At 39.0% G+C, this 14,908-nt stretch carries 9 protein-coding genes and 1 tRNA gene; 5 read left to right on the forward strand and 5 right to left on the reverse strand.

Annotated elements, in window-relative coordinates; translation table 11 throughout:
- The first annotated feature begins 97 nt into the window (after window positions 1-97).
- From HXT43_RS00950 to HXT43_RS00960, 3 genes are all read left to right on the forward strand, one after another.
- Window positions 98-580: a 4'-phosphopantetheinyl transferase superfamily protein gene (locus HXT43_RS00950; RefSeq protein WP_174191618.1), complete on the forward strand. Its 483-nt coding sequence runs from the start codon at window positions 98-100 to the stop codon at window positions 578-580.
- A gap of 120 nt (window positions 581-700) precedes the next feature.
- A tRNA-Gly gene (locus HXT43_RS00955) sits at window positions 701-774 on the forward strand.
- Window positions 775-910: 136 nt separating this feature from the next.
- The gene (locus HXT43_RS00960; RefSeq protein ID WP_421781010.1) at window positions 911-2,755 is read left to right on the forward strand and encodes a GH25 family lysozyme; all 1,845 of its coding nucleotides are present in this window, start codon (window positions 911-913) and stop codon (window positions 2,753-2,755) included.
- 325 nt (window positions 2,756-3,080) lie between these two features.
- On the opposite strand, the gene HXT43_RS00965 is transcribed toward HXT43_RS00960, so the two are convergent.
- Window positions 3,081-5,264 carry a hypothetical protein gene (locus HXT43_RS00965; RefSeq protein WP_421781012.1) on the reverse strand — a complete coding sequence of 728 codons (2,184 nt, stop codon included), beginning with the start codon at window positions 5,262-5,264 and terminating at the stop codon, window positions 3,081-3,083.
- A gap of 277 nt (window positions 5,265-5,541) precedes the next feature.
- Window positions 5,542-6,672, reverse strand: a complete 1,131-nt coding sequence (locus HXT43_RS00970) for a LicD family protein (protein ID WP_410295789.1) — start codon at window positions 6,670-6,672, stop codon at window positions 5,542-5,544.
- 316 nt (window positions 6,673-6,988) lie between these two features.
- On the opposite strand from HXT43_RS00970, the gene HXT43_RS00975 reads away from it, so the two are divergent.
- Together HXT43_RS00975 and HXT43_RS00980 are read left to right on the forward strand one after the other, a co-directional pair.
- Complete coding sequence (locus HXT43_RS00975; RefSeq protein ID WP_004107503.1) at window positions 6,989-8,785, forward strand: phosphotransferase; 1,797 nt, start codon at window positions 6,989-6,991, stop codon at window positions 8,783-8,785.
- Window positions 8,786-8,883: 98 nt separating this feature from the next.
- Complete coding sequence (locus HXT43_RS00980) at window positions 8,884-9,849, forward strand: DMT family transporter (protein WP_032842562.1); 966 nt, start codon at window positions 8,884-8,886, stop codon at window positions 9,847-9,849.
- Here the strand turns inward: HXT43_RS00980 and HXT43_RS00985 are convergent.
- The 3 genes from HXT43_RS00985 to HXT43_RS00995 all read right to left on the reverse strand — a co-directional run bounded on the left by HXT43_RS00985 (window position 9,784) and on the right by HXT43_RS00995 (window position 14,864).
- Window positions 9,784-11,208, reverse strand: a complete 1,425-nt coding sequence (locus HXT43_RS00985) for a glycosyltransferase family 39 protein (protein WP_410295790.1) — start codon at window positions 11,206-11,208, stop codon at window positions 9,784-9,786. The two genes, HXT43_RS00980 and HXT43_RS00985, sit on opposite strands and share 66 nt — an antisense overlap.
- Window positions 11,209-11,504: 296 nt before the next feature.
- Window positions 11,505-12,485, reverse strand: coding sequence for a glycosyltransferase (locus HXT43_RS00990; protein WP_032842561.1), 981 nt, complete (start codon window positions 12,483-12,485; stop codon window positions 11,505-11,507).
- A 63-nt stretch (window positions 12,486-12,548) separates the two neighbouring features.
- On the reverse strand, window positions 12,549-14,864 hold the full coding sequence (locus HXT43_RS00995) for a glycosyltransferase family 2 protein (RefSeq protein WP_032842560.1): 2,316 nt from the start codon (window positions 14,862-14,864) through the stop codon (window positions 12,549-12,551).
- Between the last annotated feature and the right edge of the window lie 44 nt (window positions 14,865-14,908).

Here is a 14,908-nt window from a genome sequence, read left to right on the forward strand (position 1 = left end):
ATAGTATGCAATTTAAAAGTAGGTGCGCATAAAAGTAGGTGCGTGTAAAACATGTGCGCATTCTAAAAGTAGGTATGCATGCTAAAAGTAGGTGTGTATGATTGCAGGAATAGGGCACGACTTGGTAAACGTTGCGCAGTTTGCTCAGCAGATGCAGGATGGCAATGGTTGGCGTGCGCTGTTTTCTGTGCGAGAGCTTCGACAATGTGATCTTCGTGCGCAAGTGAAGAATGATGAGAAAGCTTTACATATTGCAGCACGTTGGGCTGGCAAAGAAGCTGTGGTTAAAGCGTGGTCCGAGGCGTTATGCACAATAAATAACCCTTATCCATATACTCTGGATAACATGCCATGGGCGAGTATTGAGATTCTTAACGATTCCCATGGTTGCCCGCGCGTTATTCTCAGCGCAGATGTGCATTCGCAACTTGTAAAATCGCTTTTCAGTGCGCACAACGAGTGCGTAGATAGTAGCGAGCATATAGATAATATTCGTTGGCATATTTCGCTTAGTCATGACGGATTATTAGACGATAATTCAGCTTTCGCATCAGCTGTTGTAATGCTTGAAGTCTTATAAGAAAAGATACAATATAAGAAAAATATGTTTTGTGCACTTGTGTCGATGTCACAAGCATCTGTATACTTGAACGAGTCGATATTTGTGCGTGAATATTTCGTGCAAGTATGGTGCGTAATTGCGGACGTAGCTCAATGGTAGAGTCTCAGTCTTCCAAACTGATTACGCGGGTCCGATTCCCGTCGTCCGCTCCATTTTTATTTTTACTTTACGTTTTGCAATTTTCTTTTTAATGGTTTATTTATTTCAGTTTTTGTAAAAATCGCACATTTTTGCATATTATTTTCACATTTCTATTGAATTTATGCTTGTTATTAGGGTGCTATTGCTATGGTAGTAGCGGAGAAACACGTAAAAAACATGTCTGGAGGACTCGTGGGACAGATTATCGTACGTGTATTAGCTGGATTAGTGTCGGCTGCTACTGCTTTCACTATGAATGTCGTTGCGCCGCAAAAATCTTCATCGATTGAACATGTGAATACTAATGTGCGTGCTAATGTGCATATCAAAGGTGTTGTTAAGCCTATTATTCAATCACATTCTGGCACTGTGTATCAAAGCTCGTTTATTGATAATGAGTATGGTGCGCATTGGAGCGATGCTGATGGCACTACGGCTTTTATCGATGGAAATGATGATGTGTTTGTCAATAACGCTAAGGCGGTTATTGACGTTTCTGAGCATCAAAAAGAAATTGATTGGGATGCTGTAAAAGCTTCTGGAGTAGATGGTGCGATTATTCGTATTAGCTATGGCTGGGATAATGGCTATGACAAGCAAGCTTTGCGCAATATTAGCGAATGCAAGCGTCTTGGTATTCCATTCGGCATCTATATGTATTCTTATGCTGAAAAAGCTGAAGATGGTGCTGCTGAAGGTGCCGACATTGTAAATCTTTTACAGGGTGCTGGAGTAAGTCCTCAAGATTTAACGTATCCTGTTTATTACGATTTGGAAAAGTGGAACTGGAGTGGTCATAAACCACCAACATCCCCATATGTTTACCAGGATATTGTTGCTTCCTGGTGGAATCAGTTAGTTTCTGCAGGTTACCATAAGCTCGGCGTTTACTCTTATACAAATTATTTGAGAGGACCATTAAATTCTCAGTATATTCACGAGCGTACAAGCTGGGTTGCTAGCTACGGTTCTCGTGTAGGCTTCCCTATTTCTACAGCATTGCGCGGATGGCAGTACACTTCCGACGGCAGCGTTGACGGAATTGATGGTCGCGTTGATTTGAACGCATTTGGCATGGCTGATGGCAGCGAAATCAATGGTGTTTCTGAGTTTGGTAACACGATTACTAACACCAGCACGAATTCTTCGCAAGAAGTTGGAGACGGCTGGAAAGTAAGTAAGAAAGCAAATCGCCGCGATCTTTGGACCAACGGAGATAAAAGCTTTATTCTTCAGTACGAATTGCGCGACTCTTACTACAAGCACGGCGGCTATGGTCGTCTTGGTGCTCCTGTTGCAGACGAAGAAAACTTGGGAGGCGGCTGGTGGCGTCAGCGTTGCCAGCATGGCGACGTGTTTACACAGGGTCGAGATAAGAAGTACGTGATTCAGTACGAATTGCGCGACTCTTACTACAAGCACGGCGGCTATGGTCGTCTTGGTGCTCCTGTTGCAGACGAAGAAAACTTGGGAGGCGGCTGGTGGCGTCAGCGTTGCCAGCATGGCGACGTGTTTACACAGGGTCGAGATAAGAAGTACGTGATTCAGTACGAATTGCGCGACTCTTACTACAAGCACGGCGGCTATGGTCGTCTTGGTGCTCCTGTTGCCGATGAGGAGAATATGGGTGCTGGCTGGTGGCGTCAGCAATGCAAGAACGGTGACGTTTGGACGCACGGCAAAGACATTAAGTACGTGATTCAGTTCGAGTTACGCGACTCTTACCAAGGGCATCGTGGTGCTGCTTGGCTTGGCGCTCCTGTTGCCGAAGAGGAAAACATGGGCGGCGGCTGGTGGCGTCAGCGTTGCCAGAATGGTGACGTTTGGACGCATGGTAAGGATAAGAAGTTTGTTCTTATGTTCAATCTTCGTAAAGATTACTACGCTCGCGGCGGCTTCGAAAAGCTCGGTGCTCCTGTTGAAGATGAGCATTATGACGGTAATGGTATTTGGCGTCAAACTTGCCAAAAGGCTACATTGCAAGCTAAGTAATTAAGTTTACTAATCTAATAAAGTGGCCGGTGTGCTCAACAGCATGCTGGCCATTTTTATATAGTTTATTTTACATTTTGTTTCATGTTGCGCGAGTTTTATTTTCGATATTCTTTAGTATCGTCTATGAGTTTTGACTGACGTTCTTGTTCTTTTGTTTTGACGAGGCTGGAAAATTTGTGTTTGCTCTTATAGCGCTCGTACACTTTGCGTGTACTCGCTGCTGAGCTTGCGTTGAAAGCACGGTGTGCTTTCAACGCAAGCTCACGCTCCGAGTTGCCTTCGCGCGCTACGCTTTAAGCGCTACGGCAGGTCGTCGCGCAAATCAGCGACCAATCGTAAATAAATCACTCCACTTAAGGAATAAATCAGGGTTTACGTTTTGTATATCTGCAGACGGCTCAGTATGATTACTGAATACTAATAAACCAACTATTACAATAGTTACCGCTGCACAAAGCACAGCTGGAATATACAAACGCAAAGACGATTGCTCAGCAATTGCACAATCTTTTTCACAAGTAATATCAATATCTTTGCTATAAGGCTTAACTCTGTGAAGCATACTCATTATTGCAATCAAAATGAATATAATAATCGAATCGCAATAGTAGCGGTACAAATTGCCGCCTAAACAGTAGTTAAGATACAGCAGCAAGAAGGATGCTACTAATCCAACAACTGTCATAATATACTCAATTTTTTGCATAAACTTACGTCTTAATGTAAACATCCACCAGAAGAGTGGAATCATCATAAGACCGAAAATCATATGCGTGTAGAAAGAATTTCCATAACCTTGATTATTTGCCCAAGGTATAGAGATATATGGGAAATTTTCCGAAATATTAAAAGGTTTTAAGAAATAATTAAGGAAAATATCGCGAATCTTAGTAGGGTCAAAAGATTTACTATTAAATCGCAAATCGAAATTAGTAAGTTGCTCTTCATTGCCAAAATTAAAGAAAGACTTAAAACGCAAGTAGTTATAAGCTAATATTCCAGCTACACCTACGATTGCAGGAACAAGGAAGCTTGAAGCCGCAGCAACGCGATTTGCAATACTTCGTTTCGCGTCAAATAATAGCGCAATAAACAGCGGTGCTATAAAAGCAACAACTGGAATGCACGCGTTTGGCCTTGATCCACACTGTAAAGCAAGACTTATGCCAGCGAGCGCAAAAAGCGTGTATCCAGCGCGCGGATGAGTTGCGTGAAGTCGCACAGCTTTAAGAGAAGCGTATACGAATAAGATCCCGAACAGTATTGCGCTAAGCAGAGGCATATAGTAAAGGGATGCTGAAGATTGCAAGTAGAAGATTAAGCATCCAAATGGGAAGGCTGCTGCAGAAAGCAAAAACAGGCAGTAATTGGCACGTATTGCAAAGAATTCAACAACTTCTCTAAGAAGCGCGAACATAGACGGAATAATCGCAACCGCAAATATTGTAACAACTAATATTGCGGAAGGAACTGCATGTGGGAAGAGCAGATTAAAAGGCAAGTAAGTGAGCAGGAATGGTACTATGCCAAAGTAGCAGTAGTAATGATTGTTGTGGAATACCACATCCCAAGGTATGGATACTCCTTTAGAACCCAAGTCCATGCGTTGGCCCCAACTAAACGGGTTTGCGGATTCTACTAATTCTTTAGGTGGCTGCTGCAGCAGAGCCAAAGAGTTTGATTTCCAAGCTTTAAGCTGCTCAGTGTACGGATTTCCGTTGACGCGATCGTATAGGTCAGACGGGAATGGCACTCGTATGCCGTGGCCGTGATATACAACAAAGCACAGGTAGAGCGAGAATCCCATAAGCATTGCGCATACTGCCCAAAAAACTATATTTTGTGCAAGATTGTGGCGGTCGTAGTTAAGCAAATACCACTTTTTCTTGTATACCAAGAATATAAGTGAGCTTGCAACGAAAAGTATTGCCCACATTCCAAAGTTTATGTGCAGCGCAAAAGGCGGATTTACTGTTACAGCTTTGAGTGTAAAAGGAGCTCCTGTTTGGTTGAAGTGTAAGCGAATTTTATAAGCGTCTCCGTGGCTTTCAAATCGAAGTGTTCTAGTGTTGTGTTTTCCTGTAGACATTTGGAAAGAGTCTGCTAGAGTGTACGCGTTTGGAGCTATGCCGAAGTCTTCGATCTCAACAGTTCCTGTAACTAGTGTTACTGGTTTTGTTTGCACTAACTCAATTTTTATAGCTTTAGTAGCGGAGTTGATGTCGCTTAATATTACATCTGATCCAGAAGTTGGAATATTTATTGTATTTCCAACTACATGAGCTTGATCTTTAGTTTCTTTTTTGCCTGTTTGCGCATTATAGCTGCTGGAGTCTGGTATTGATGCGTTAACTAGAGCAAGTTGTTTTTCTGCATAATTTTTAGAACTATAGGAAAGATATAGATTACTGAAGAAGAAAATAGTAACAAGTCCAGTAATTACAAATATTGTTATAAAGGGTAATATTTTGCGCAATAATGCGTGGGTTTTTAAAAAGTTTTGCATATTTTGTATAGATGTCATTATTTTTAGTAGAAAACTCTGCATTATGAGCGTACTTTTTTCGTTTGTGCTGTTTTCATGCATTTCGCTTTTTGTCGCTATTGCTGCCACTATTTACCCCACATTATTGTGCGTATCGGTTCTAAAATCTGTTACTTTTAAAGCAAGTATATTGCAAACGCATGGCAAGTAGCGCGAAGGCTTACCGCTTTATGTATTTTACGATCAATGCCAATGAATGTAATGCGTATACTTGTTACATTCCAGAGTTTAAGCATGATCAGTGCATATAAGGGTTAGTTTCAATATCTTGTTCAATTGCTTCAATAGTATGTTTGTTATTAAGTAACTCACGGCTTACATGCTGCAAGTGCGAAACCATATCTGAAGGAAGCTGATAAATATTCCCATAATAATTGAAGAGAATTTTTTCTGCTTTATTAGGTACTAAAATTGCGAATTTTTCAAATTCTTCTTGCCTAAGTGGGAACATATCCTCATATTGCGATGTGTATATTAATTCAGAATCGACGTTATCAAGCCCGTAAATAATATTGCACTCGTTGCTAGTAACGTCATCTGCAATAATATTTTCACTTTTTGCAATATTTTGATATTTGGTGAAAGTATTTTCTATTTCGCCACTAAACTCTTCGCCATCTTCCAAGTATCCGTTTGCGTGCCATTTATTATAAAAAGGTTTAGATTTCAAATCTTTTTTTAATTCTTCACGAATTTCAATAAACCTTTTCTTAGTATGCTCATCGTATTTAGGCATGTAATCGTAGAAGAAAATATCAATGAAGCTGGGGTCTTCAGAATTTTTGTATCGCAATCTAAGCTGCCTGCAGAAAACGTAAGGGTCAAATATAAGCACTGCGCGATAGCGTTTAGACAACTTTTCATCTTTTTTAAGCAATTCAAGAAGCCTATCTACATCGCTTCGCATCATTCCTAAATCTGTATCGTCATCCCAAGGAATAAATCCGCGATGGCGAATAGTGCCAAGCAAAGTACCAAAATCAGCCCAATATTGCAAATTATATTCTTTAGCAAACGTTGCAAATTCATTTAAAAGCGAAGCGCAACCGCGTTGAATAAGTCGCACTGAACCAGTTGCCTGAGGAAGACTATAGTAAAAACGCTTGCGAGCATCAAAATCGCTTTCGTTGTCATTGCGATAGTTTGCCCAAGCTAAGAGAGAAGCGTGCTCTCGATTCGTAAGTATGTCAACGTGCATATTGCGTTGGTTTTCAAGAATGCGTGGCAATTGCTCGTCTAACACGCATTGCATGCGATCTATGCTGTTCTGTAAATCGCTAACTTGCGCTCTAAGATCTTTTATTGAACGTTTTGATGAAGGACAATGCTCAATAAATTTGCGCATTAGCTTACGAAATACAGACGCCATACTTACACCTTCTGTTGCTTTCTCTCACTTTTACTAGCAAAAGTCATATGGTTACTCATTATATACGTTTTGTTGCTTGCAAGCGACCTATTCTTTACGCGTCTGTAAAGTTTTGGTCGGATTTTCGCTAAAAAGCGACATAAACTTTACATGCTTGCGCAGTTTCGGTCGGATTTTGGTTGTAAAACGGCTTTTTCTTTACATGCTTGTGCAGTTTTGGTCGCTTTAACTGTGCGTTGTTCAAAATAAAAATTTAATAGCTATTTTTGAACGCTTGTTGTATAATGAACAAAATACCAACACAAGCGAGGCTCGCATGGCTATCAATCACAACGAATTTAAGCTTCTTACAACGCTATTAAATAACAAAAACAGAAGTGCGCAATTAAGCCAGCGAGACATAGCCTCGCAATCAGGAATTTCACTCGGAACTGTTAATTCAGCAATAAAAAGCGCAGAAAATAAAAATCTTATTGAAACAACAAATGAATTGCGCATCACTGAAGAAGGCATGAAATCTCTTGAACCATATAAAGTACGCAACGCTATTATTATGGCAGCAGGCTTTTCTTCAAGATTTTCTCCTATTTCATACGAGATACCTAAAGGACTAATCAAAGTTCGAGGAGAGGTTCTTATTGAACGCCAAATCAAGCAACTTAACGAAGCTGGGATTAACGATATAACAATTGTTGTTGGCTACAAGCAAGAGCAATTTTTCTACTTAGAAGACGCTTTTAACGTAAAAATCGTGCCCAATAGCGAGTACAGCACGCGCAATAACAACAGTTCAATTATGGCAGTAGCAAACCAGTTATCGAACACTTATATTTGCTCATCCGACAATTATTTCGACGAAAATCCATTTGAAAAATACGTTTGGAAAGCTTATTATTCCGCGCAATTCCAGCAAGGATACACTAAAGAATGGTGCATGACTTGCGGAGCGCATGATCGCATTACAAAAGTCACGATTGGCGGAAGTAACGCTTGGTACATGATTGGTCACGTATATTTTGACGAAGCATTTTCTAAACGATTTATGCAAATTCTTCGTGAAGAATACGATTTGCCACAAACTGCAGGAAAACTTTGGGAAGATATTTTTATTGAACACATTGACGAACTCGACATGCAAATACGCAAGTACGATACGCCAATTATTCACGAATTTGATTCTATTGATGAGCTACGCGAATTTGATCCACTTTTCCTAGAAAATATTGATAGCGCAATTTTTGACCATATCACTCAAACACTTAACTGCAAAAAATCCGATATTCATAACGTTTATCCGCTTAAAAAAGGTCTTACTAATTTATCTTGCCATTTTTCGGTTGACAATAGCGAATACGTTTATAGGCATCCTGGCATTGGAACAGACGTGCTTATTAACAGACAAGCTGAAGCTGAAGCTTTGCAATTGGCTCAAAAACTTGGTTTAGATGGCACTTTTATTACAGCAGACGCTAAAGAAGGTTGGAAGATTTCACGATTTTTGCCAGATTGCCATATTGCAAATATGCACGATCCTAACCAATTACAGGAAAGCTTGAAATTAGTTCGTTCTTTGCATGAAAGTAACGAAAGCGTGCATCGCAACTTTGATTTTTACGCAGAATCTCAGCGCTATATGAAAGAACTTAATGATAGAAATGTAGAAATACCGCCAAAAATCATCGACCTAAGTGTTTTAGCTGACGAGCTTCATAACTTTGTAATTACTCAAGACGGCTCGCATACTTGCCTTTGCCATAATGACATACTAGGCGCAAATATTCTAATAGATCAAAACAATCGCTATCATCTTATCGATTGGGAATATGCTGGAATGTCTGATTACGCTCAAGATTTTGGTACTTTATGTGTTTCAGACGAATTCAATAACACCGAAATAAGCGAAGCAATGCCTATTTATTTAGCGCATACTCCATCTACGCAAGAAAAGCGTCATTTATTGGCTTATATAGGATTTGCAGGATGGTGCTGGCATTTGTGGTCACTTGTTAAACAAGCAGAAGGCGAAAATATAGGAACTTGCATGTACACGTATTACAGCTATGCGAAACGATATATTAACGAAGCTTTAAAAGCTTATGAAAATAATAAATAAATCGACAAACTAATAACAAACAAGTGAAAGCTAAATAAGCAGCATATAAACAAGCAGAAACAAATCACAAACATCTTCTAACAAGCAAGTAGGTATTTATGAAATATTCGTTTCTAAGTGGACTTTTATGGGGAGTTGATACAGCTCTTCTAGCTCTTTTAACTGCATCATTCGTATTTACAAATAACGCATCATACGAAAGTAACACTGCTCTAGTAATCTTCACAGGAATTATTGGCGCATTACTTCACGATATTGTATGCGCAATACTCATATGGACTTATATAAGTGTTAGAAAAAAGTGGAATAAAACTTTTGAAATACTAAAAAAGCCAAAAATTCTCACGCCTATTATCATCGGATCCTTACTTGGCGGGCCTATTGGCATGAGCGGATATGTTTTAGCAGCAAGCAATATAGGAGCTGGATATGCTGCAGCGATTTCCTCACTATACCCTGCTTTTGGAGCAGTTCTTTCCGCAATCGTGCTAAAAGAACGTTTAAGTGTAAAAAAATACGCAGCTTTTACTTTAGCTCTTATAGCAGTAGGAGTACTTGGATATTATTCATGCTCTGATGCGCAAAATACACTAAGCTCTGCAAACATTACAAACACACTATTAGGGTTAGCTGGAGCATTTTTAAGCGTAATCGGCTGGGGAAGCGAAGCTGTAGTATGCGCTTGGGCCGCTAGAAAGCAAAGCGTAGACGACGAAATAATCTTACACATTCGAGAAACAGTATCTGCTATTTCTTACACGATAATCGCGTTAATGCTATGCTTCACAGCCAATATTTCAGCGAGTAGCATATTTGCGTCCTCTAAGCTTTTAGCAACTATATCAATGATAATTGCAATAGGTTTACTAGGCACAAGCTCGTATTTAAGCTATTATCGCGGAATTGCACAAGTAGGAGCCTCTCGCGCAATGGCAGCAAACGTCACATACGCTGCATGGGGAATGATTGCATCTTCCATAATTTACCAAACAATGCCATCAATTATTGCTTGGGTTTGCTGCATTACTATTATTTGCAGCACGATTTTCGTAGCGCGAAAGTAGCATATCAAAACCTCGAGCAGCAAATGGAATCATAAGCAAGTATGCTGGCAAAATATATTGCGACTGTGCTTCCCAAACAAGATACAAAACAGCCATTCCTAAGACAATAACAAGCGGAGTAAAATATTCGCAAGAAATCAGCTTCTTCTTTCGTAGAGCTACGCATAAGAATAGTGCGGTAAAAGCAACAAGCATAAATTGAAGAGCGTCTAAGAAAGTAAATGTAATAATATTAAGCTTTCCAGAATAAAGCGATCTTAAAACAGGATTCATTTTGCGATCAAGCAAAACTGGTCTATTTGGACCATTCCACTTCCAGCTACTTGCAAGCAAAGATTCATAAGTTGGCTCAAGCCATTCTCCAGCAAATTTTTTAGTGACAAAACTAAAAGCATCGCCAGGATTATTTGCGAAATGCTTAAGATTATCACGTAATAATGCTGTAGATTCCTTTTTAATGTTATCTTTGTTATACGTTTTAACGTCAAAGCTCGTAGGATATCCGTTATACCATCCAGGATTATTTGGACCTATGTTACGAGACGGATCTGTTGCCATTGCAAGCCAAACAGTAGAAGGTAAACCATCTTTTGCATTATGCCCGAAAGAATTAGCTGAACTTGCCACAGCAACATTACTTAAAGCAAAGAACACAATGGCAAGCAATACGCAAACAGCGTGTTCCCACTTTTTAGAGCGCAAAGCCGACACAATCCACACGACAATCATGCCAATCAAGCAATAAGCCATAGTTGACTTAAGCAATATAGCAAAGAACATGCAAATCAGCGACTGAACCGCATTAAGCCAACTTCCACTTTTAATATTTTTAGCATGAAAAATGAGCGCGCCAAAAACAAACGGTAAGCAAACAGTATTGCCATACGCAAAAGTCGCGTAAAAAATCATAGGCAAAAAAGCTGCATACAAAAGCAAAGAAAGAATAGTTACATTCTTATTACGGAACAACAAATTTACGTAGTATGCAATAAGAATTCCAGTAACAGCAGCGCATAACACGTTCAATACTTCAAAAGCAAGGTACGCGTTAGAGCCAAAGACGATTACCAAAAATCGCATAAGAGAAAGAAGAGGGAATTGGAATGGGAATCTAGTGAAGTAACCGCCCGGGCAAATAATCCACGATAATTCTGACGTATCAGTAGCACAATTTATAGGTTTTCGATTAGGATCCGCATAATATTGCGCCGCGCTAAACATATAAGCAGGATCCCATTCAGGCCAAGCACGAGTAACTTTTATCCACAAAAATCCCAATACAAGTACATAAGCAAAAACTGCTGCAGCAAAATATCGAATACGGATTTTATCAAAAACATGCCGTTTCTTTAAAAACACGAAAATAAAGAATAATAAAGCACTTAAAATGAGTACAAATGGCGACTGAAACCATAAAAACTCAAGTCTGTATTCTCCGGGGAAAAGATGAGCAGAAAGAATTAAACTCAGTAATGCTAACGCGCTGAAAAATACAGCTGAACACCATACAATAGCATTGCTAAAAAAGCGCCCGAGCATTACGCTTACATGCTGAAAACGCTCAATCATACTTTTTGAACCTCTCTTTAAAAATTGCTTTTATAAAGTGCCTTCACGAAATTGTATTTATAAAAATATATTTACAAAGACTGTATTTACAAAGATTTCTCAATATAGTAGCGTGGACGATGCTTAGATTCCAAATAAATTTTGCCAATATAGCTTCCCAGTATGCCCATAGAAATCATAAGGAATCCGCCAATAAACCATATTGAGCACATAAGCGATGACCAACCAACAGCAGTGTGATTGGTAAATAAAGACACAATTACGTATATGAACATTGCAAAACCAATAACAATAGAAAGCAATCCCATATACGTGACTAATTTAAGCGGCTTAACGGAGAATGAAGTAATACCCTCTAAAGCGAAAGAAATCATTTTCCGCAAAGGGTATTTTGAAACTCCAGCAGTTCTTACTCCACGCTCGTAATAAACTTTGCCAGTTTTAAATCCAAGCATTGGCACAATTCCGCGCAAGAATAAGTTGACTTCACTGTATTCGGAAAGAGCATCCAAAGCAATTGCGCTCATTAGGCGATAATCCGCATGATTTGGCACAACTTCCGCACCCATTGAAGCAAAAACCTTGTAAAAAGCCAAAGCTGTATTGCGCTTAAACCAAGTGTCTTTTTTGCGTGAAGAACGAACTCCGTAAACAACCTCACAATGTTCTTCAACAAACTTCTTAAGCATTTCGTCTACTGCATTTACGTCATCTTGTAAATCAGAATCCATAGAAATAGCAGCGTCGCAACCTTGCTTGCGAGCGTACATAAGCCCTGCGTAGAGCGCATTTTGGTGACCGCGGTTATGCGCAAGCTTTACTCCGCCAAAAAGTGAAGGGTTCTTGCGATTAAAAGAAGCAATTAAATTCCATGTTGAATCTTTAGAACCGTCATCTACAAAAATCACCTTGCTGTAAGAGTGAATGAGTTTTTGATTCATAAGATAATTCATCTTCGCTTGGAGGACTTCGGCGGTTTTAGAAATGCCTTCTTCCTCGTTAAAACAAGGTACAACAATGTATAAAATTGGAACACTTTTACGCTCATTGTTTAACGAAGTATTCATAATCTAACGATCTCCAACAGATTTACCTACAACAAACAGTATAGTATATTACGAGAATCTAAATTATTTATTATCTCTTCTCATGAGGCGTATCTTTTTCTGCAATTTTGCAATAATAGACGGGAAGGCTATTTTCTTCGCTGTTTTTACGATTTTTTCGCCAATAACATAGCGTGCAGAAGTGCGAATATTACTAATTTCCTGCTCGCATAATTCGCTTTTGCGCTCAAAATCAAGCATGCGCTCTTTTAGCCACAAAGTGCGAGAAGTGGCGTTAAGCTGCAACTTTTGGAATTCGTTATAAGCTTTTTCATCGTAAAAATACGTTGGTAAGTTGTGTGAACTTCTTTCGTAATTTAGAGCCTCTAATACTTCTTTTAACTTATCTTGAACGATGCTTGCTAACGATTCAGCAGTTACTCGCGTATGGCAATCGTGAACGAAGCTTTCCACAAGAGCATTTGCGTATCCCTGATTGTATGTTTCCAGAAGCCCTTTGCTTTCAAGCCATTTTCCAACCTCTAACACCGAATCAACTTCAAGTGGTGCTTCGTTGAATGAAGTATGATGCTCTATTGAAAGCCAGAAGTTTTCTGGAATTGTTTTAGTATTAAGATTTTCGAATCCTTCTCCAGCTCCAATGCTGAACCTGCCATAAGCATTTTCGTATGATTTAGCCAAATCGCAATATATAATATTTTGAGCTGCTAATGCTGCGCGAGTGCTAAAAGTCATAAGAGTTGCAGGAGTATCGTTAACTCCAGCTTCAATGTGAGCAGATTTCAGAAATTCAGTTCTCCATACTTTCTGCCAGCCATAGTTGTAGCAACTGTTTATTAGAAGCTCTGCAATATCTTTAGGAGCGTAAGATCCGTAATAAGTATCTTGCAGTGTGTCATCATTATTTACAGGTCTAATAAAGCTTTCTTCAGAAAGATCAATATTATGTTTAATATCATTTTTAATGGAACAATCAATTAGATAATCGCTATGCAAACTCTTATTGTTAAAGAACTCAAGATCAATGATCTTATTTTTATTGTTAGAGCATTTAAGCATATTATCTAAAGCGGCTCTAAGCACGTTTTCGTTGATTATATAGCTTGAAGGCATAAAAATAGTGTATTCTCCATGAGCGTAATCAACCGCTTTAGAGAGCATATCTTTTACAGTATATAAATTGTCATTTTGCAGAATTGTAAAGCGTTTATCTTTATCTGTAAATCTGTTAGCAATATTAAGAGTGCTGTCCAAAGAATGAGAGTCTACAATAATAAATTCGCAAGAAATATTGCTTATAGAAGTGCAAGCTTTAAGAGAATCAACAATCCAAGAATGAGCATTATGCGTAAAAATAACAAGAGAAAGCTCAGGATTAGATTCTGCTTTGTGTGCTTTAACTTCGTACGAGGATCCTAAGAAATCCATGTAGTAATCCATAAACTCTGGCCTTAAACGTGAAGCCATAAGGAAAACTTCTTTTGAATCCATAGAACTAAAAACTTCGCGAATAAGCTTGCGTATTTCCGGATTCTTATCGTCAAAACCAAACTCAGTAATTAACGAATTAACGTAATCAAATTCGCGTGAATAAAAAGCTTGTAAAACTTCGCGTGAAATATTCTGCTTACTGAGAAACTCGCGCATATCACGCAAACGGTCAAACGGAAGATGAAAATCCTTCAATAAACTAGAAGCACCAGGATTAGTTTGACGATAATAGTAGTACTTTCCAGGATTCCAGCAGATTTTATTTGCTAAAACCATAGTTTGCGCAAAGAAAGGATTATCAGTCCAACCTGCTCCAGGAATCGGCTTAAAACGTATGGTTTCATTATTTTTGTTATCTCCGTTAAGAAAATCTTTGCGGTAAATAGCGGACCAAATAGAAGGATGATGGTAGAAAGGCTCAGCAAATTCATTCAAGCTAAAAATAGACCTGTGTTTAGGCATAAAATAGCACAAGTTTGGCGTGTCTACTGCATCCTTATATCCATCTTTTCCATCGTAAAAAAGCCAGTATCCGCCTTTAATAATATCGATCTTTTCATTCGTAAGATCTGTATTGCTTAAAAGACGCTCATACATGTGCGGATCGATGAAATCATCCGGCTCAACAATGCTAATCCACTCGCCTTGAGCACGCTCCAAACCGCGATTGCAAGTGGCTCCATAGCCCTCGTTTTCTTTTTCAATAACAACAAAGCGACTATCTTTTTCAGCAAAAGATTTCATAATATCGATGGAACCGTCTTTGCTCCCATCTGAAAACATTAAACATTCCCAATCAGTAAAAGTTTGATTTTGGATAGACTCTAAACATTCTGGTAAAAAGGCTTCAACATTATAAATTGGAACGATAATCGATACTTTCGGCATACGTACGATGTTAGCATAAATGTCTTATGTGTAGCACTTGCGTG

The organism is Gardnerella sp. DNF01195 (assembly GCF_049244175.1).
GTDB lineage: Bacteria > Actinomycetota > Actinomycetes > Actinomycetales > Bifidobacteriaceae > Bifidobacterium > Bifidobacterium leopoldii.

Bases quoted from the DNA above. Each gene is read 5' to 3' on its own strand.
- HXT43_RS00950 (WP_174191618.1), top strand. From the start codon at position 98: ATGATTGCAGGAATAGGGCACGACTTGGTAAACGTTGCGCAGTTTGCT.
- HXT43_RS00960 (WP_421781010.1), top strand. From the start codon at position 911: ATGGTAGTAGCGGAGAAACACGTAAAAAACATGTCTGGAGGACTCGTG.
- HXT43_RS00965 (WP_421781012.1), bottom strand. From the start codon at position 5,264: ATGCAAAACTTTTTAAAAACCCACGCATTATTGCGCAAAATATTACCC.
- HXT43_RS00970 (WP_410295789.1), bottom strand. From the start codon at position 6,672: ATGGCGTCTGTATTTCGTAAGCTAATGCGCAAATTTATTGAGCATTGT.
- HXT43_RS00975 (WP_004107503.1), top strand. From the start codon at position 6,989: ATGGCTATCAATCACAACGAATTTAAGCTTCTTACAACGCTATTAAAT.
- HXT43_RS00980 (WP_032842562.1), top strand. From the start codon at position 8,884: ATGAAATATTCGTTTCTAAGTGGACTTTTATGGGGAGTTGATACAGCT.
- HXT43_RS00990 (WP_032842561.1), bottom strand. From the start codon at position 12,485: ATGAATACTTCGTTAAACAATGAGCGTAAAAGTGTTCCAATTTTATAC.
- HXT43_RS00995 (WP_032842560.1), bottom strand. From the start codon at position 14,864: ATGCCGAAAGTATCGATTATCGTTCCAATTTATAATGTTGAAGCCTTT.